This window comes from Dactylosporangium sp. NPDC006015 (assembly GCF_040614215.1).
GTDB classification, from domain to species: domain Bacteria; phylum Actinomycetota; class Actinomycetes; order Mycobacteriales; family Micromonosporaceae; genus Dactylosporangium; species Dactylosporangium maewongense.
This window is the reverse complement of record NZ_JBEXUD010000002.1, coordinates 663,858-680,455: the sequence shown is the minus strand read 5'-3', so window position 1 is coordinate 680,455 and position 16,598 is coordinate 663,858. Positions and strand designations below refer to the sequence as shown.

14 protein-coding genes and 1 pseudogene are annotated in these 16,598 nt (G+C 69.4%); 5 read left to right on the top strand and 10 right to left on the bottom strand.

Going from position 1 to position 16,598, the window contains the following annotated elements; translation table 11 throughout:
- Window positions 1-165: 165 nt before the first annotated feature.
- From ABZ321_RS06110 to rpmH, 9 genes and pseudogenes are all read right to left on the bottom strand, one after another.
- Complete coding sequence (locus tag ABZ321_RS06110) at window positions 166-1,212, bottom strand: ParB/RepB/Spo0J family partition protein (RefSeq protein WP_354889672.1); 1,047 nt, start codon at window positions 1,210-1,212, stop codon at window positions 166-168.
- Window positions 1,209-2,192, bottom strand: coding sequence for a ParA family protein (locus tag ABZ321_RS06105; RefSeq protein ID WP_344508616.1), 984 nt, complete (start codon window positions 2,190-2,192; stop codon window positions 1,209-1,211). Before ABZ321_RS06105 ends, ABZ321_RS06110 begins: the two co-directional genes overlap by 4 nt.
- An 844-nt stretch (window positions 2,193-3,036) precedes the next feature.
- Complete coding sequence (gene rsmG / locus ABZ321_RS06100) at window positions 3,037-3,714, bottom strand: 16S rRNA (guanine(527)-N(7))-methyltransferase RsmG (RefSeq protein ID WP_354889670.1); 678 nt, start codon at window positions 3,712-3,714, stop codon at window positions 3,037-3,039.
- A gap of 105 nt (window positions 3,715-3,819) precedes the next feature.
- Window positions 3,820-4,686 (bottom strand): tetrahydrofolate dehydrogenase/cyclohydrolase catalytic domain-containing protein, encoded by an 867-nt coding sequence (locus ABZ321_RS06095; protein ID WP_354889668.1) that lies wholly within the window; start codon window positions 4,684-4,686, stop codon window positions 3,820-3,822.
- A 1,318-nt stretch (window positions 4,687-6,004) separates the two neighbouring features.
- A complete protein-coding gene (locus ABZ321_RS06090; RefSeq protein ID WP_344508501.1) occupies window positions 6,005-6,667 on the bottom strand; it encodes a R3H domain-containing nucleic acid-binding protein in 663 nt (220 codons plus the stop codon).
- 110 nt (window positions 6,668-6,777) lie between these two features.
- A complete protein-coding gene (gene yidC / locus ABZ321_RS06085) occupies window positions 6,778-7,821 on the bottom strand; it encodes a membrane protein insertase YidC (protein ID WP_344508614.1) in 1,044 nt (347 codons plus the stop codon).
- Between the two features lie 11 nt (window positions 7,822-7,832).
- Window positions 7,833-8,104: pseudogene (gene yidD, locus ABZ321_RS06080) on the bottom strand (membrane protein insertion efficiency factor YidD).
- Window positions 8,101-8,568, bottom strand: a complete 468-nt coding sequence (gene rnpA / locus ABZ321_RS06075; RefSeq protein WP_344508499.1) for a ribonuclease P protein component — start codon at window positions 8,566-8,568, stop codon at window positions 8,101-8,103. Before rnpA ends, yidD begins: the two are co-directional and overlap by 4 nt.
- A 26-nt stretch (window positions 8,569-8,594) precedes the next feature.
- Window positions 8,595-8,732, bottom strand: a complete 138-nt coding sequence (gene rpmH / locus ABZ321_RS06070) for a 50S ribosomal protein L34 (protein WP_033360019.1) — start codon at window positions 8,730-8,732, stop codon at window positions 8,595-8,597.
- 479 nt (window positions 8,733-9,211) lie between these two features.
- Here rpmH and dnaA point away from each other — a divergent pair, with 479 nt between their 5' ends.
- The 5 genes from dnaA (at window position 9,212) to ABZ321_RS06045 (ending at window position 15,699) form a co-directional block, all read left to right on the top strand.
- Window positions 9,212-11,035: a chromosomal replication initiator protein DnaA gene (gene dnaA / locus ABZ321_RS06065; RefSeq protein ID WP_354889665.1), complete on the top strand. Its 1,824-nt coding sequence runs from the start codon at window positions 9,212-9,214 to the stop codon at window positions 11,033-11,035.
- A 965-nt stretch (window positions 11,036-12,000) separates the two neighbouring features.
- Window positions 12,001-13,131: a DNA polymerase III subunit beta gene (gene dnaN / locus ABZ321_RS06060; RefSeq protein ID WP_344508495.1), complete on the top strand. Its 1,131-nt coding sequence runs from the start codon at window positions 12,001-12,003 to the stop codon at window positions 13,129-13,131.
- 18 nt (window positions 13,132-13,149) lie between these two features.
- A complete protein-coding gene (gene gnd, locus ABZ321_RS06055) occupies window positions 13,150-14,022 on the top strand; it encodes a phosphogluconate dehydrogenase (NAD(+)-dependent, decarboxylating) (RefSeq protein ID WP_354889662.1) in 873 nt (290 codons plus the stop codon).
- A 2-nt stretch (window positions 14,023-14,024) separates the two neighbouring features.
- The gene (recF, locus tag ABZ321_RS06050; RefSeq protein WP_344508491.1) at window positions 14,025-15,158 is read left to right on the top strand and encodes a DNA replication/repair protein RecF; all 1,134 of its coding nucleotides are present in this window, start codon (window positions 14,025-14,027) and stop codon (window positions 15,156-15,158) included.
- Window positions 15,151-15,699, top strand: a complete 549-nt coding sequence (locus ABZ321_RS06045; RefSeq protein WP_344508489.1) for a DciA family protein — start codon at window positions 15,151-15,153, stop codon at window positions 15,697-15,699. Before recF ends, ABZ321_RS06045 begins: the two co-directional genes overlap by 8 nt.
- An 87-nt stretch (window positions 15,700-15,786) precedes the next feature.
- Here the strand turns inward: ABZ321_RS06045 and ABZ321_RS06040 are convergent, their stop codons facing one another.
- Window positions 15,787-16,344, bottom strand: coding sequence for a hypothetical protein (locus ABZ321_RS06040; RefSeq protein WP_344508487.1), 558 nt, complete (start codon window positions 16,342-16,344; stop codon window positions 15,787-15,789).
- Between the last annotated feature and the right edge of the window lie 254 nt (window positions 16,345-16,598).

Below are 16,598 nucleotides of genomic sequence, written 5' to 3'. Positions count from 1 at the left end.
GCCGCGACCGCCGCCGCCCGGGGTCGCAACATCTCAACGCCGCGGTCTCCCGGGCGAACTTCGCCCAGATACACCGCGGTCCGGGCCGCTGCTCCGTTCTGCAGCTGCCCGGACCGTCGGCCGGATCGTTCACCGCGGACGTCGCCGCGGCCGAGAATCTCAGTACTACTGCTCCCGCTGCTGGCCGCGCTGGTCGACACCGATGATGCCGACGATGCGCTCCAGGTCGTCCACGGTCGCGAACTCGATCGTGATCCGTCCCTTGCGCTGGCCGATGTCCACCTTCACCCGCGTGTCGAACCGGTCCGACAGCCGGTCGGCGAGGTCCGACAGCGCCGGCGCGTGCGGCTTGGCCCGCCGCTGCGGCGCCGCCTTCTTCGCCGTGGCGCCCTCGGACACCGCGAGCGAGACCATCTCCTCGGTCGCCCGGACCGACAGGCCCTCCGCGACGATCCGATGCGCGAGCGTCTCCTGCTCCTCGGAGTTGTCGAGTCCGAGAAGCGCGCGGGCGTGCCCGGCGGACAGCACGCCGGCGGCGACGCGACGCTGTACCTGAGCGGGCAGGTTCAGGAGGCGGATCGTGTTCGAGATCTGAGGGCGGCTCCGGCCGATGCGCCGCGCCAGTTCCTCGTGGGTCGCGCCGAACTCCTCAAGGAGTTGCTGATACGCGGCCGCCTCTTCCAGAGGGTTGAGGTTGGCGCGGTGGATGTTCTCGAGGAGCGCGTCGCGGAGCATCGCGTCGTCGCGGGTCTCGCGGACGATGGCCGGGATCGCTTCCTTGCCGAGCGCCTGGGCCGCGCGCCAGCGACGCTCGCCCATCACAAGTTCGTACTTCTTCTGCGCGCCTGACTCGTCGTCCGACTCAACCGGCTCGGTGAGCTCGCGGACGACGATCGGCTGCAGGAAGCCGACCTCCTGGATCGAGGTCTTCAGCTCCTCGATCGCATCGTCGTCGAAGACCTGCCGGGGCTGCTTCGGGTTCGGCACGATCGACGTCACCGAGATCTCGGCGAACCGCGCGCCCGGCACCGGAGCGAGCTGCTCCACCGGGGAGTCGACGGCGGTCACGCCGTTGGTCGGGGCGTCGGTCTCGGCCGGGGGAGTCGCCAGCGCGGTGGCGGTGCCGCCCGTCGCGCTCTCGGCCGCCGGCGCGGCGGTGGGGATGAGGGCGCCGAGCCCCCGTCCGAGACCTCCACGTCGGTTCGACTTCATGCCACTCCTCCAACCTGCGCATCGTGCGCACCGCGCAGCGCGATCTCCTGCGCCGCCTCGAAGTAGCTCACCGCACCGCGGGAGCCCGGGTCGTACGTCATCACGGACTGGCTGTAGCTCGGCGCCTCGGACACGCGAACGTTGCGGGGGATGACCGCGTTCAGACACTTCTCGCCGAAGTGGTTCCGGACGTCCTGCTCGACGAGATCCGCGAGGCGGGTCCGCCGGTCGTACATCGTCAACAGCACCGTCGAGATGTCGAGCTTCGGGTTGAGGTGCGACCGCACAAGCTCGATGTTGTTCGTGAGGGCCTGCACGCCTTCCAGGGCGTAGTACTCGCACTGGATCGGGATCAGGACCTCTTCGGCCGCGACGAGCGCGTTGACCGTCAGCAGGCCGAGCGACGGAGGGCAGTCGATGAAGATGTAGTCGTAGTTGCTCCCGCCGGCCTCGATCGCCCGCTTGAGGCGCGACTCACGGGCGACGACCGAGACCAGCTCGATCTCGGCGCCGGCGAGGTCGATCGTCGCGGGCACGGCCCACAGGTTCGGGATGCCCTCGACCTGCTGGGTCACCGCGTCGAGCGGCGCGCCGTCGATCAGGCAGTCGTAGACGTCCGGCACACCGGAATGGTGGGGGACGTTCAGACCAGTGGAAGCGTTGCCCTGCGGGTCGAGGTCGATCACCAGGACACGATTGCCGTGCAGCGCCAGGGCGACGGCGATGTTGACCGCCGTGGTGGTCTTACCCACGCCGCCCTTCTGGTTCGCCACACACATCGTGCGCCGCCGTGGCGGACGGGGCATCGTGATCTCCCCGCTCGGGTTGAGGATCTCCACGGCGCGCTTTGCCTCCTGAGCCAGCGGGGGGTCTTCGGTTTCACGTGAAACATACGCGTCTGTCATGGCGCCCTCGGTATCCGCGGTGACGACGGACGGGTGTGGCCGGGGGGACGGACTGCTCCGTCGCTCGGACCTCATATCTGCTCTCGTCTCGGCTTTCGCTTCGTCTGCAGCGGATTGTGAATCGGCTCTGGGCACGACCGGTTTTCCGCCCCGGCCGTAAACAGTACCGGTAGATGCGCGATCGACTGGGCCGCTGCCGCGAAAGTCCACCGTGGTGCCGCGTGTCGTTTCGGCCGGGTTGTCGACCCGCGGCTGGGGCACGGGCCGCGCGGGCGGGCGAACCCCCCAGCCCTCGATTTCCTGCCCGTCGGATCCCTGCGCATTCAACGCTTGGGCGACCGACTCTGGACTGTCCGACTGATGGGTCCCGTGCCCGTAGTCCGGACCGGGAACACCGGGCTCGCTCACTGCACCGAAACCGGGGTGTGCGACGTGCCCGGCGGACGAGCCGTAGAGGCCTCCGGCGCCGGCGGCCGGTCGCGGGCCTATCGGTGTTTCACGTGAAACATGAGAGCTGCCATCGCCGTAGTCCGGACCATCACCGCTGTCGCGCACCATGTCAGTCCCGTCCCGCTCGGAAAGATGTGCACTGCCGGCCGTCAGCGACGTTGTGCCCACCTCCGGCGCACCGCCCGACGCGAGGTCTCGAGTGACTGCGGTGACCGGCGCCGGGAACGCAAAAACGGCGCGCGGCCAGCCTACGGCGCACAGGCGACCAGAGCCATGGCCGATCGGCGAGTCGTTGGTCTTCTCACTCGCATTCGGCCGTAAGAAGACCAGAAAGCCGTCGACTCGGCGGAGGAGACCGCCGAGTCGCTTGGTCGGTACGGCCGGCCAGCCGCTGTTGCAGTTTCTGATGTCCATCGTCGAACCCCCGCGTTCCCCGTGTCCGGAGGACGCTTTCGGCCCGTCCCCCGGTTTACCGCCCGCGCTTGGCCTTCCGGCGCTGCGCGACTTCCCGCTCCCGCACGACCTCGACGACCGTCGTCGGCTCGGCGAGGACGGCGTCCCCGCACAGCCGTACCGACGGCGCGCCCGCTCCAAGCCGGCTCAGGACTTCTGCGTGCTCGGCGATCTCCGCCGCGGCAGAGGATCCCTTGAGCGCGAGCAGTCGCCCACCGACGGCGGTGAGGGGAAGACACCATCCGGCAAGCCGGTCCAGCGGTGCGACTGCTCTGGCGGTGACGACATCGGCGAGGGGAAGCTTCCCGACGCACTCCTCGGCCCGCGCCCGGACCACGGTGGTCCGCTCGAGGCCGAGCGCCGTCACCGCTTCGGTCAGGAACGCGGTGCGTCGTGCGAGCGGCTCGACCAACGTGACGAACAGGTCGGGACGAGCCACTGCCAGCACCATACCGGGCAGGCCGGCGCCGGAGCCGACGTCGACGACCGTGGCGTCCGATTGGATGAGTTCGCCGAGGACGGCGCAGTTGAGCATGTGGCGTTCCCAGATGCGCGGCGCCTCGCGAGGGCCGATCAGCCCTCGCACCACCCCGTCGGTGACAAGCAACTGAGCGAACCGCTCAGCCAACGGGAGCCGATCGCCGAACACCTTCTCGGCGGCCGGCAACACCTCGTTCGGAACAGCACCATCCATGCGGTCAAGCAAATCACGCCGCCCCCGCGCGACCGGCCACTGGGGACAGATCGGCGCACGGAGGCGGCAAGAAGAGGGCCGCTCGAAGACGCGGCCCCCGATGTTTCACGTGAAACGTCGCTCCGCGGCCGTCACGGCGTTGCGGAAGAGCATGGCGACCGTGGTGGGGCCGACCCCGCCGACGCGCGGCGTGATGGCGCCCGCGACCTCCGCGCACGACTCGTCCACGTCGGGCAGGAGCCGCCGGCCGGAGTACCGGACCCCGCCGCCGATGACTGTCGCGCCGGGCTTCACGTGCTCGGGCTGGATGATGCCCGGCACGCCGGCCGCGGCGATGAGGATGTCGGCCCGCTGCGTGTACCGCGGCCAGTCCGCGACACCCGTGTGCACGACCGTCACGGCGGCGTTGGCGGTCGGGCGCTTCTGCGACAGGAGCATCGCCAGCGGACGGCCCAGCGTCGCCCCGCGCCCGAGGATGACGACCTCCCTGCCGCTGACCGGAATCTCGTAGTGCGCGAGGAGCGCCTCGATTCCGGCGGGCGTGCAGGGGAGCGGCCCGGGCATGCCAGCGGCAAGACGCCCGAGGTTCAGCGGGTGCATGCCGTCGACGTCCATGTCCGGATCGACCCGCTGCAACGCGACGTCGTAGTCAAGGTGCTGCGGCGTCGGGTACTGAATGAGCAACCCATGCACGTCGGGATCAGCGTTGAACCGGTCGATGACCGCGTGCAGCGCCTCCTGCGTCGTGTCTGCCGGCAGGTGCTCGTGCGGCGACTCGAACCCGAGCTCCGCCGCCTGCCGCTGCTTGATGCGGATGTACCCCGCGCTCGCGTCGTCATCGCCGACAAGAATGGTCGCCAGCGAGGGCACAACCCCCCGCGCGCGCAATGCCGCCACCCGCGTCGCAACGTCAGCCAGGATCTTCTCGGCGACAGGAGCGCCGGGCAGGAGAACAGCAGTGGTCGTGGACATACGACTCCCCGACGTGAGGACCCAGGCGGTCGACCCTCACAACTCGAGCTCCCCGATGGTCCGTCCCATCCCGGTGCCGCCAGTCGCGTCTGCCACCCATTGTCCCCGATCCCATCCCCTCCCGACCACGCGGGGACGAACCCCGACGAAGGAATGCAGGAACGCTTACAGCCGACACGCCCACCCAAGACGCCATCACCAGCTCTCGTGACGCGCCGCCCGCCCCTGTACGGCCGTCAGTCGCAAGACCGGGCAGACAGGACCGCGTCGACTCCCGCAACGTGCGGACGACGCTTGTGGCGCCAGCCTGCATCGCACTCGGGACCAGCTGTGTGGGTCCGGCGCGGGCGGGGGCGACCGGCGCCCTGGCATCCAGCAGTGTGGTGATCGAAGGCTAGTCCTGGTCGTGATGACGGCCAGAACACTCCTTTGATCAAGCGTCGGTATTGGGGGCAGCACTTCGCTTGCTGCCCGCCAGGACTCGAAGGAACGGTCAGGACCCACGACCCGGACACGGGAAGGCAGCGCGGTGCTCGAACCAAGGAGCACGGCGCGTGGATGACGTTCGGACGCGATGCCGAGAGCAAGAGGGGCAGGCGGCCGACTTGGACGCAGGCGCAGGGCAGTTGCACAGACGCACCGGGCCCGCGGTACGAGGGTGCGGGATCTTCCCCTCGATACAGAGCGCGGCGCGCGGGCAGCGTGGGACACAACGCACTACGGGGAAGGCGACAACCCGAACGCGAAGGCGGTGACCGGCCACAGTGCAGTCGGCGCGAAGCTCGACTCGACCGAAAGCTAAAGCCGGGGCGCGCGGCACGGACGGGGACACAGACGCAGAGGACGGAACGTTCGCCAAGAGACGGGGCACGGAGCCGGGGGCGAGCAGTCGAAGTGCCGACCCCTGCGTCATGTTGCCTCGGTCGTACAGGTGCGGACGTAGGGCACGAGCTCCGGAGGCGGGGCATGGTGCCACCGGGCACGGGGGCGGGGCACGCGGCACAGGCGCAAGGCACGGACACCAGAGCGCGGAAGCACGGGGCGCGCGAAGAACAGGGCGCGAGGGCACGGCGAGCAGCGACCGACTGGTGCGTGGAAGAGCGAGGCCCGTATGCGCCCCCGCGAGATGCGTGCGGGGGCGGACGCGGGGGACAAGGCACGGAGTCGGAAACGTGCGGGGGCGTGGGCGAGCAGAGCGGAGACGCGTCGGGTCAGGACGCATCGTGTGGGGAGGCAGACAGGTGGCTGTACGGAGGTGAGCCGCAAACGAAAGCGGGGCGCCCCGTCATGGGGCGCCCCGCTTCGCGGTGGGCTTGGGTCAGGCGACCGGGCGGACCACGATCCGGCGGGCCGGCTCGACGCCCTCGGACTCGCTCTCCACGCCGGGGAGGGCGTTGATGACGTCGTGGACGCACTTGCGCTCGAAGGCGCTCATCGGCTCCAGGCGGACGGCCTCGCCGTACTCCTTCACCTTCTCGGCGGCGTTCTTGGCGATCGCGCCGAGCTCCTTGCGGCGCAGGGCCCGGTAGCCGCCGACGTCGAGGAGGAGACGGCTGGGGGAGCCCGTCTGCCGGAAGACCGCGAGGCGGCTCAGCTCCTGCAGTGCCTCGAGGGTGGCGCCGCGCTGGCCGACGAGTGCCTGGAGGCGGCGGCCGGAGCCGTCGCCGCCCTCGACGACCTCGACGACGGGGCGGCCGCTGACGACGAGCTCGTCGATGTCGCCGTCGTAGTCGAGAATGTCGAGGAGGCCTTCGACGTAGTCGGCCGCGATCTCGCTCTCCCGGAACAGGTCGGCCGCGGCACGGCCGTTGCTGCCGCCGGAAGCCTTCGCCGATTCGCCGTCGCTGGAGTCGGCGTCCTCGTCGGCCTCGTCCGTGTCGTCGGCGTCCTCGATCTCGTCGAGGTTGGCGTCCTGATCCGCAGCGTCGTCCTCGGTGCCGCGCGCGTCGAGATCACTGGTGGTGTCGGTCACGAAACTCATCTCCGCTTGTTTGGGGCGCCGAGGCGCCGTCACAGGTCGTCGGTGAGGGGTGGTGGTGCACAGGGAGCGCCGCTCGCCGGCCCGGGGAGGGGTGGGCCGGCGGGGTCGCATCAACCCGACTGCCGCTTCGCGGCGCCACCCTTCTTCGGGTTGATCGGCTTGGCGCCGGGCTTCGGGGCAAGGGCCTTGCCGTTGGCCTGGGCCTGCTTGGCGGCGGCCGCCGCGGCCTGCTGCGCCGCTGCCTCGTCCTTGGCCTTGCTGAGCATCGAGCGGAGGCCGCCGGCCGGCTTCGCCGCGGGGGCGCCGCCCTTGGTCAGCGAGGGGCCGCCCTTGCTCTTGTACGGGGTCGTGTTGGCGGTCGCGCTCGCCGGCGGCGGGTACTTGTGCAGAACCCAGTACTGCTGGCCGAGGGTGATCGCGTTGTTGGTGACCCAGTAGATGATGACGCCGATGGGGAAGTACCAGCCGGAGGTGAGGGTGAAGAACGGGATGCCGTAGAGCATGAACTTCTGGATCATGCGCTGCTGCGGGTCGCTGTTCCACCCGGTCTTCATAATCATCTGACGCTGGGTCAGGTAGGTCGTGGTGATCATCAGCGCGACGAGGATCGCGGCCACGATCTTCACGGTGGTCGAGTTGGCCTCGATCTTCGCGAGGTCGGCGGCGCTGCTGCTGAACTTGGCGACGATCGGGGCGTCGAAGAGCCGGGCGTCGACGGCGCCCATGAACTCGGGGATGCTCCAGCCGTACAGCTCCATCTGGTGGTTGGAGGTGCCGGGCTTCAGGTGGCGGAGCACGTGCAGGAGGCCGATGAAGACCGGGATCTGCAGGAACATCGGAAGGCAGCCCATGAGCGGGTTGACCTTCTCCTCCTGGTAGAGCTTCATGACCTCCTTCTGGAGGGTCTCCCGGTCGCCCTTGTGCTTCTCCTGCAGCTCCTTCATCTTCGGCTGGATCGCCTGCATCGCACGCTGCGACTTGATCTGCTTCACGAAGATCGGGAACAGCACGACCCGGACCGTGATCACCAGGAACACGATCGCGAGAACCCATTGCCAGTTGGTGCCGAGCGTGCGGTGGTCGGGCATGACCTTGTCCCACACGGTGTGCCAGAACAGCATCACCTGCGAGATCAGCCAGTAGATCCCGCCCATCAGCTTGCTAATCACGACACTGCTCCAGTCACGTCGACTCGGGCTCGGGCGAGGCTCCCCGGCGCGGAGGCACCGGATCGAACCCACCGGGGTGGAATGGGTGGCAGCGCAGCAGCCGCCAGATCGCGAGACCGATTCCCCGGATCGCGCCGTGAGTGCCGACCGCCTCCAGGGCATAAGCGCTGCACGACGGGTAGAACCGACAACGCGCCGGCAACGCCGGGCTTATCCAACGACGGTACGCGACGATGGGAGCGGCAACGACCCGGGCTCCGACGTTCATCGACGTCCCTCCCGGCTTCTGGGGCGGCGCGCGGCCGCCAGGGCCGCCTCGAGGTCGCGGCCCAGGTCTTCGTAGCTTGCTGTCGCCGAGGGGGGTAGCGCCCTGACGACGACCATGGCCGCCGGGGGGAGGTCGGCCAGGTGCGGCCGGACCAGGTGCCGGAGCCGGCGTTTCACCAGGTTGCGGACGACGGCGTTGCCGACCGCCTTGGAGACCACGAACCCGGCCCGCGCCGGCTGGACCGCGTCGGCCGATGCCTCGCCTGTACTGCCGGCGACTTCACGATCAAGGACAGCGTCAGACACGACGAAGCCGGCGCGCGCAGACGGTTGATCTGCTGGCGCCGGCTCGACAGTCGACTGCAGGAAATGCACCACGAGGGCTCCGCGACCGGCGCGGCGACCGTTGCGAATGGTGGCGGCGAAGTCTTCCCGCCGCCGCAGACGCTGAGCGGCCGCCAGCACGCTGCCTCCCGGAGGACCCGCGTCGGTCAGGCCGACAGGCGGTCGCGCCCCTTGGCGCGACGCGCCGACAGGATCGCGCGGCCGGCCCGGGTGCGCATGCGCAGCCGGAAACCGTGGGTCTTCGCGCGCCGGCGGTTGTTCGGCTGGAAGGTGCGCTTGCTCACGTCGGGCTCCGTCTTCGTAGCGGCGTAGGGCTGGTCACTGGAGTTTATCAGGGAAAGCTTCCCCAGCCGAACCAGGGTACGCGCGGCCCTACAGACCGTCAACGATGCCACGGATCGGCCCGAAATCCACAGGTTACTTGTGGACAACGGTTGAGTGGTTGTGGACAACGCTGTTAACGTGCCCGGTTGCCGGTAGACACCGCGACGACCGGCGACGGGGCACAAAGGACTTTCCGCCACTAATCGGATGCGCCACAGGGGGCATGGCACCGCATCCGACCTGCAGAACCTCCGCCACGGGGGCACGACAGCCGCCAACTCGGCACGGGGCGAGGGGGAATCAGGACGATCCGTCCACGGCACATGACTCGTTGATACACAGGTTGTGGAAAACCTGTGGACAATGGGACCCGGGACGGGCGGAACTTCCGGCGCACGGTCCACTCGCGGTGGGGGGCGACGATGGGGGTGCGCGAACGGTGACTGACACCGACCTCGCAGCTGTATGGCATGCGGCAACGGACGAGCTCGCAGACGAGATCGTCTCGGCGCAGCAGCGTGCCTATCTGCGGCTGACGAGGCTACGGGCCATCGTCGAGGACACCGCGCTGCTCTCCGTGCCTGACGCGTTCACCCGCGACGTCATCGAGTCGCGCCTCCGGCCGGTCATCACCGAGGCGCTGTCGCGGCTGCTCGGCCGGGCCATCCAGGTCGCCGTCACGGTCCGCCCCCCGGAGGACGCGCCGCCGCTGCCGGCCCCGTCCGCCTCGCACTGGTCCAACGGCACCGCCGGCCAGCTGGCGGACACGGCTTCGGCACCGCAGTATCCACAGTCGCAGTACCAGCCGCCGCAGCAGCCGTCCTACGAGCAGGACCGGCTGATCCAGGACCGCATGCTCCCGGACCGGCCGAACCAGGACCGGCCGAGCTATGAGCAGGCCCGGCCGGGGTACGAACACGACCGGCCGGGCTACGAGCAGGACCGGCGGGCACACGAGCCGCAGGATCGGCGGGCACACGAACCGCAGGACCAGCGGCCCCAGAGCGACCGCCTGTTCGATCTCCCGTCCGACACCCCCTCCAAGGGCACGACCGGTTGGTCGCCGGCGGAACGCACGGAGCACTCCGGCACCGCCTTCGAGGCCGCCCGCGACGAACGCCTGCGCCGCTCGCCGCTGCAGGACGAGGAGCCCCTGCCGCCCCGCCCGCCGTCCAACCCCGGCACCGGCCGCGAGGACCGCCGCAGCGCACAGACCCCCGCGGGCGACTCCGCCGGCAACCGGCTCAACCCGAAGTACACGTTCGAGACGTTCGTCATCGGCTCCTCGAACCGCTTCGCCCACGCCGCGTCGGTCGCGGTCGCCGAGTCGCCGGCCAAGGCGTACAACCCGCTGTTCATCTACGGCGGCTCCGGGCTCGGCAAGACGCACCTGCTCCACGCGATCGGCCAGTACGCCACGATGCTCGGCAACGCCCGCTTCGTGCGCTACGTGTCGACGGAGGAGTTCACCAACGACTTCATCAACTCGCTGCGCGACGACAAGACGCAGGCGTTCCAGCGGCGGTACCGCGACGTCGACATCCTCCTGATCGACGACATCCAGTTCCTGGAGACGCGCGAGCGGACGCAGGAGGAGTTCTTCCACACCTTCAACACCCTTCACAACGCCAACAAGCAGATCGTGATCAGCTCCGACCGCTCGCCGCGGCAGCTGGCGACGCTCGAGGACCGGCTGCGGACGAGGTTCGAGTGGGGCCTGCTCGCCGACATCCAGCCGCCGGACCTGGAGACCCGGATCGCGATCCTGCAGAAGAAGGCGGCGCAGGAGCGGCTGTTCGCGCCGCCGGACGTGCTGGAGTTCATCGCGTCGCGGGTCGCGTCGTCGATCCGCGAGCTGGAGGGCGCGCTGATCCGCGTCACCGCGTTCGCCAACCTGACCCGCGCGCCCGTCGAGCTCGGCCTCGCCGAGGAGGTGCTGCGCGACTTCATCCCCGACGGCTCCGGGCCCGAGATCACCGCAGACCAGATCATGGCGTCGACCGCGGACTACTTCGGCGTCAGCCTGGAGGACCTGCGCGGGCACAGCCGGTCGCGCGTGCTCGTCAACGCGCGCCAGGTCGCCATGTACCTGTGCCGCGAGCTGACCGATCTCTCCCTGCCACGGATCGGCCAGGCGTTCGGCGGCCGCGACCACACCACCGTCATGCACGCCGACCGAAAGATCCGCCAGCAGATGGCCGAACGGCGCTCGCTCTACAACCAGATCGCCGAGCTGACCAACCGCATCAAGCAGACGACGTAGGGGCCGACGTCCCGCAGAGGGCCGGATGGGCGCGTGACGGCGCCGGTCCGGCCCTTCTGTTTGCGGTCGCGGCAGGTGTACGACTGCCGCCCACCGCCCTGTCCGCGACCCCGATCGGCGGGGTGGACGGGCTGTGCACAACCGCCGACCTGAGTGGTGCTCACAAACAGCCTGTGGACAACATTGTGAGTTCCCTAGCGACACCGAGTCGATTTGCGAAGAATGCACTGTCCACCGACGTTGCGCACAGCCTGTGGACAACGCGCGTTATCCACTGTTTCCACAGGCCTCCGACCTGGGATCCAGGCGCTTATGGCAATAAGTTGTCCACAGCGTCGTCCCCAGGTTGCCCACAGCTTGTGGGCATATACCCCCGAGGGGTTTGCCGGAGTTATCCACACATTTTATCCACAGAACCTGTGGATAACTTCGTTTGTGCCAACTCTTCGCCACGCTGGGTGTTCGAGTGCTCACAAGTGACGGAACGGCTACGGATTGCACACAAGGTCTGTCCACAGTCTGTGGATAACTCCTGGGGAGAGCGTGTGGAAGACGTGTGGACACATCCGAAGAGTGACCGAATCATCGACAGAACGTGAACACGGCTCGGGACGAGTTATCCCCAGATGGTGGAGGAACCCTGTGGATTCCCGGTGGATAGCCGGTGGACAACGCCTGTGGATGACCGCTTATCCACAATCCACAACTTTGTACACAGAGGGTTATGCACAGCTCATACCCAGAGACATAACCCCGCTGAGCTGCTAAAACAAGGGTTGTCCACAGAATCCACACCACCTATGACTACGAAGTAAATCTCTTTAAAAGAGAGAAAAAAGCAATCATCAGCAAGTGGAAAAGTCTCGGGCTGGAATTTTGGTGGGGTCGGTGCACGGCACCGCCGGGGAAGCCCTAAGGTTCGATGCAGCACCACGCTTGAGACGAGACGACGCGGGAGGACCGCGATGAAGTTCCGAGTCGAGCGCGACGCGCTCGCCGATGCCGTCGCCTGGACAGCCAAGAGTCTGCCCAGCCGCCCTTCTGTGCCGGTGCTTGCCGGTGTTCTGCTCAGAGTCGGTGACGGCCGCCTGCAGGTGTCCGGCTTCGACTACGAGGTGTCCAGCCAGGTGACCGTCGAGGTCCAGGCCGACGCCGACGGCGCGACGCTCGTCTCCGGGCGCCTGCTCGCCGAGATCACCAAGTCGCTGCCCGCCAAGCCCGTCGACGTCGCCGCCGTCGGGTCGCACGTCGAGATCACGTGTGGCAGTGCCCGGTTCACGCTGCCGACGATGCCCGTCGAGGACTATCCGACGCTTCCGGAGATGCCCGAGCTGGCTGGCACCGTCGACGCGGCCACCTTCGCCGGTGCCGTCTCGCAGGTGGCGATCGCCGCCGGCCGCGACGACACGCTGCCGATGCTCACCGGCGTGCGGGTCGAGCTCGAGGGCACCAAGCTGACGCTGCTCGCCACCGACCGCTACCGCCTCGCCGTGCGCGAGCTGGAGTGGCGGCCCGACGAGCCCGACGTCAGCCTCGCCGCCCTCGTGCCGGCGCGCACCCTGGACGACACCGCGAAGACGCTCGGGCCGACCGGTGGCTCGGTCTCCGTCGCGCTGTCGCGGGGCAAGATCGGCGAGGGCATGATCGGCTTCGCCGGCGGCACCCGGCGCACCACGTCCCGGCTGCTCGACGGCGACTTCCCGAAGGTGCGGGCGCTGCTGCCCGACACGCACAATGCCCAGGCCCGCATCCGGGTCTCCGCGCTCAACGAGGTGGTCCGGCGCGTCGGCCTGGTCGCCGAGCGGTCCACCCCGGTGCGCCTGTCCTTCAGCGCCGACGGTCTCGTGGTCGAGGCCAGCGGCAGCGAGGACGCGCGGGCCAGCGAGGCGATGGACTGCACCTATGAGGGCGAGCCGATGACCATCGCCTTCAACCACCAATACCTGCTCGACGGCCTCAAGGCGCTCGACGCCCCGATCGCCGTGCTGTCGTTCACTGACCCGAAGAAGCCTGCGGTCATGTCCCCGGCCAAGGATGATGGAGAAATCATCCCTGGATACTGGTACTTGATCATGCCGGTTCGCATCGGCAGCTGAGTTTCGGAGGCACCAGACATGCAGCTCGGTCTCATCGGCTTGGGCAGGATGGGCTTCAACATGCGCGAGCGGCTGCGCGCCGCCGGGCATGAGGTCATCGGCTACGACCACCACCCAGACGTCACCGACGTGTCGTCGCTCAGCGAGCTGGTCGACAAGCTCGCCGCGCCCCGCGTCGTGTGGATCATGGTCCCGGTGCAGTACACGGAGCCGACCATCGACGAGCTCTCCGGTCTGCTGTCTCCCGGTGACATCGTCATCGACGGCGGCAACTCGCGCTTCAGCAACGACCGCCCCCGGGCCGAGCGGCTCGTCACCAAGGGCCTCGGCTACCTCGACGTCGGCGTCTCCGGCGGCGTCTGGGGCCGGACCAATGGCTATGCGCTGATGGTCGGCGGCGAGAAGAAGCACGTCGAGCACTGCATGCCGATCTTCGAAGGGCTCAAGCCCGAGGGCGAGTTCGGCTTCGCGCACGCGGGCGGCGTCGGCGCCGGTCACTACGCGAAGATGGTCCACAACGGCATCGAGTACGGCATGATGCACGCCTATGCCGAAGGCTACGAGCTGCTCGAGGCCTCCGAATACGTCGAGAACATCCCCGAGGTGTTCAAGTCGTGGCGGGCCGGCTCGGTCGTGCAGTCGTGGCTGCTGGACCTGATGGACCGGGCCCTCGACGAGGACCCCAACCTCGACGGCCTGCGGGGCTACGCCGACGACACCGGTGAGGGCCGCTGGACGGTCGAGGAGGCCATCCGGCTGGCCGTGCCGATGAACGTGATCGCGGCGTCGCTGTTCGCCCGGTTCGCCTCGCGGCAGGACGACTCGCCGGCCATGAAGGCGGTCGCCGCGCTGCGCAACCAGTTCGGCGGTCACGCGGTCAAGAAGGGCTGAGTTTGTACGTCCGCGGTCTCGAGCTCGTCGACTTCCGCAGTTACGAGCGGGTCGTCGTCGAGTTCGGGCCCGGGGCGTGCGTGCTCGTCGGGCCCAACGGTGTGGGCAAGACCAACCTGGTCGAGGCCCTCGCGTATGTGGCCAGCCTCGAGTCCCACCGGGTCGCGACCGACGCGCCACTGGTGCGCTTCGGCACGAGCCGCGCGGTGGTCCGCTGCGCCATCGTCCACGAGGAGCGCGAGCTGCTCGTCGAGCTGTCGATCGAGCCCGGCAAGGCCAACAAGGCGCGACTGGGCCGGTCGCCGGTGGCCCGCACCCGCGACATCCTCGGCGCGCTGAAGCTGGTCCTGTTCGCGCCGGAGGATCTGTCGCTGATCCGCGGTGACCCGGGCGAGCGCCGCCGGATGCTGGACGAGCTGCTGGTCACCCGGCAGCCGCGGTTCGCCGGCGTGCGCTCCGACTACGACCGGGTGCTCAAGCAGCGCAACGCGCTGCTGCGCAGTGCCTACCTGGCCCGCAAGACCGGCGGCAGCCGCGGCGGCGACCTGTCGACCCTCGACGTGTGGGACAGCCATCTGGCCCAGCACGGCGCCCAGCTGGTCCGGGCGCGGCTCGACCTCGTCGCCGCGCTCGCGCCGCACGTCGCCAAGGCTTACGCGGCGGTCAGCGCCAGCCGGTCCGACGCCCGCATCGCCTACAGCCCGTCGTTCCCGCTGCCGGTACAGGGGGAAACGGCACAGGGGGAGATCGAGCAGGCGCTGCTGGTGGCGCTCGGGGAGGCCCGCAAGCAGGAGGTCGAGCGGGGGGTGACCCTGGTCGGCCCGCACCGCGACGAGCTGACGCTGACGCTCGGCGACCTGCCGGCGAAGGGGTACGCCAGCCACGGGGAGTCCTGGTCCTACGCCCTCGCGCTGCGGCTGGCGGCCTACGATCTGCTGCGGGACGACGCGGTGGAGCCGGTGCTGGTGCTCGACGACGTGTTCGCCGAGCTCGACGTGGGCCGCCGCGAGCGGCTCGCCGAGCTCGTCAGCGGCGCGAGCCAGGTCATCGTCACGTGTGCCGTCGACGACGACGTGCCCCGCGCGCTCCGAGGCGCGCGCTACGAGGTTGGCGGAGGCGAGGTGCGACGTGGCTGACACCGGCGGCGGCCCCGGCGGAGACCCCCGGACGGGCGCCGGCGACAAGAGCGGGCCGGAGCTGGCCCGGGCGGCGGTCGAGGCGGCCCTCGCCAAGCGGAAGGCGCAGCCGCGGCGCAAGGCCGTGCCCGAGGGCGGCGGCGACTCGCGGCGGCGGCGCGGGTACACCGGACCGGGGCCCGACCCGAGGGACCCGCAGTTGTTCGGCGCGCTCCTGGGGCGGGTCGTGAAGGCACGGGGGTGGCAGCGGCCGGCGGCCGAGGCGACCGTGTTCGGCGAGTGGGAGCGGGTCGTCGGCGCCGACGTGGCGGCCCACTGCCGGCCGATCAAGCTGGAGGACGGGGAGCTGACCGTCGAGGCGGAGTCCACGGCGTGGGCGACGCAGCTGCGGATGCTGTCCGGCCGGCTCATCGCGCGCATCGCGGGTGAGGTCGGTCACAACGTCGTGAAGAAGCTGCATATCCACGGTCCGTCGACGCCCTCGTGGAGCCGCGGGCCCATGCGGGTGCGCGGGCGAGGTCCGCGCGACACCTACGGCTGACCGGCCGCCACGCGGACCCGACCCTCGGCCCGATGGGCTACGGGTGTCGGGCCCGCTGAGTCCGTACAGATGCCGCAAACGCCGAATCTAGAAGTCGGCGTATACGGCGAACCCGCGGTTGGCGCAGCGCCGGTAGAACTTCGCGAGCACGTCCAGCTCGGCGATCGTGTAGCTCCACTGCGGAGCGTCGCCGGTGTCGTCACGCAGCGCGTCGAGGCGGCTCTGCAGCCAGCGCAGCTGCTGTTCGGCGAGGCGGGAGCCTTCGAGGGCCCGGCGCAGCACCGTGCTCACCGTCTCGAACGTGATCTCGTCGCCGAACTCCTGATGCCCGTTGACGAAGCGCTCGAGCCCGCCGGCGATCCAGGCGCAGTCGTCCGGGCTGATCACCGGATCCTCGTCCTCGGCGGCCGCATCGGTGGCGAACAGCACACCGTTGAGCCCGAAGAGCAGGTCCACCAACTCCGTATAACCGGTGACGCGCACCGTGCCGGTCTTCGCCACATGGTCCGCCAGTGCCGCGGCCGGCCCCGCGTGCAGCGGCAGCTTCTCTGCCAGCTCGGCGAAGTCGACGAACTCGGCCGGCGCCACCGGGTCGTAGAACCGTCCGGTGCGCGGCCACTGCACGGCGACGTTGTCCAACCCCATCGCGGACCCCTCGCTCTCACACTTGCCCCGCCCCCGCGGCGGGGAACATACGGCACGAACGGCCGCTTGCGCGACCCCCGCAGGTGCCGAACCCGGCGACAGCATCCCAGCGCTCGCCGTGCCGCCCGTCATCGCCCGTCCGGACCCCTCCCGCGTAGGGGGACCTTCGCCCCGTACCGTTCGGGCCGCTACGACGACTACAGGCGCCGTCCCGATGCGAAAATGTCGCAGGGGCACAGTAGGATTGCGGGCAG

Excerpts from the sequence above, each read along its gene's own strand:
- ABZ321_RS06110 (WP_354889672.1), bottom strand. The coding sequence starts at position 1,212 with ATGAAGTCGAACCGACGTGGAGGTCTCGGACGGGGGCTCGGCGCCCTC.
- ABZ321_RS06105 (WP_344508616.1), bottom strand. The coding sequence starts at position 2,192 with ATGAGGTCCGAGCGACGGAGCAGTCCGTCCCCCCGGCCACACCCGTCC.
- rsmG (WP_354889670.1), bottom strand. The coding sequence starts at position 3,714 with ATGGATGGTGCTGTTCCGAACGAGGTGTTGCCGGCCGCCGAGAAGGTG.
- ABZ321_RS06095 (WP_354889668.1), bottom strand. The coding sequence starts at position 4,686 with ATGTCCACGACCACTGCTGTTCTCCTGCCCGGCGCTCCTGTCGCCGAG.
- ABZ321_RS06090 (WP_344508501.1), bottom strand. The coding sequence starts at position 6,667 with ATGAGTTTCGTGACCGACACCACCAGTGATCTCGACGCGCGCGGCACC.
- yidC (WP_344508614.1), bottom strand. The coding sequence starts at position 7,821 with ATGGGCGGGATCTACTGGCTGATCTCGCAGGTGATGCTGTTCTGGCAC.
- dnaN (WP_344508495.1), top strand. The coding sequence starts at position 12,001 with ATGAAGTTCCGAGTCGAGCGCGACGCGCTCGCCGATGCCGTCGCCTGG.
- gnd (WP_354889662.1), top strand. The coding sequence starts at position 13,150 with ATGCAGCTCGGTCTCATCGGCTTGGGCAGGATGGGCTTCAACATGCGC.
- ABZ321_RS06040 (WP_344508487.1), bottom strand. The coding sequence starts at position 16,344 with ATGGGGTTGGACAACGTCGCCGTGCAGTGGCCGCGCACCGGACGGTTC.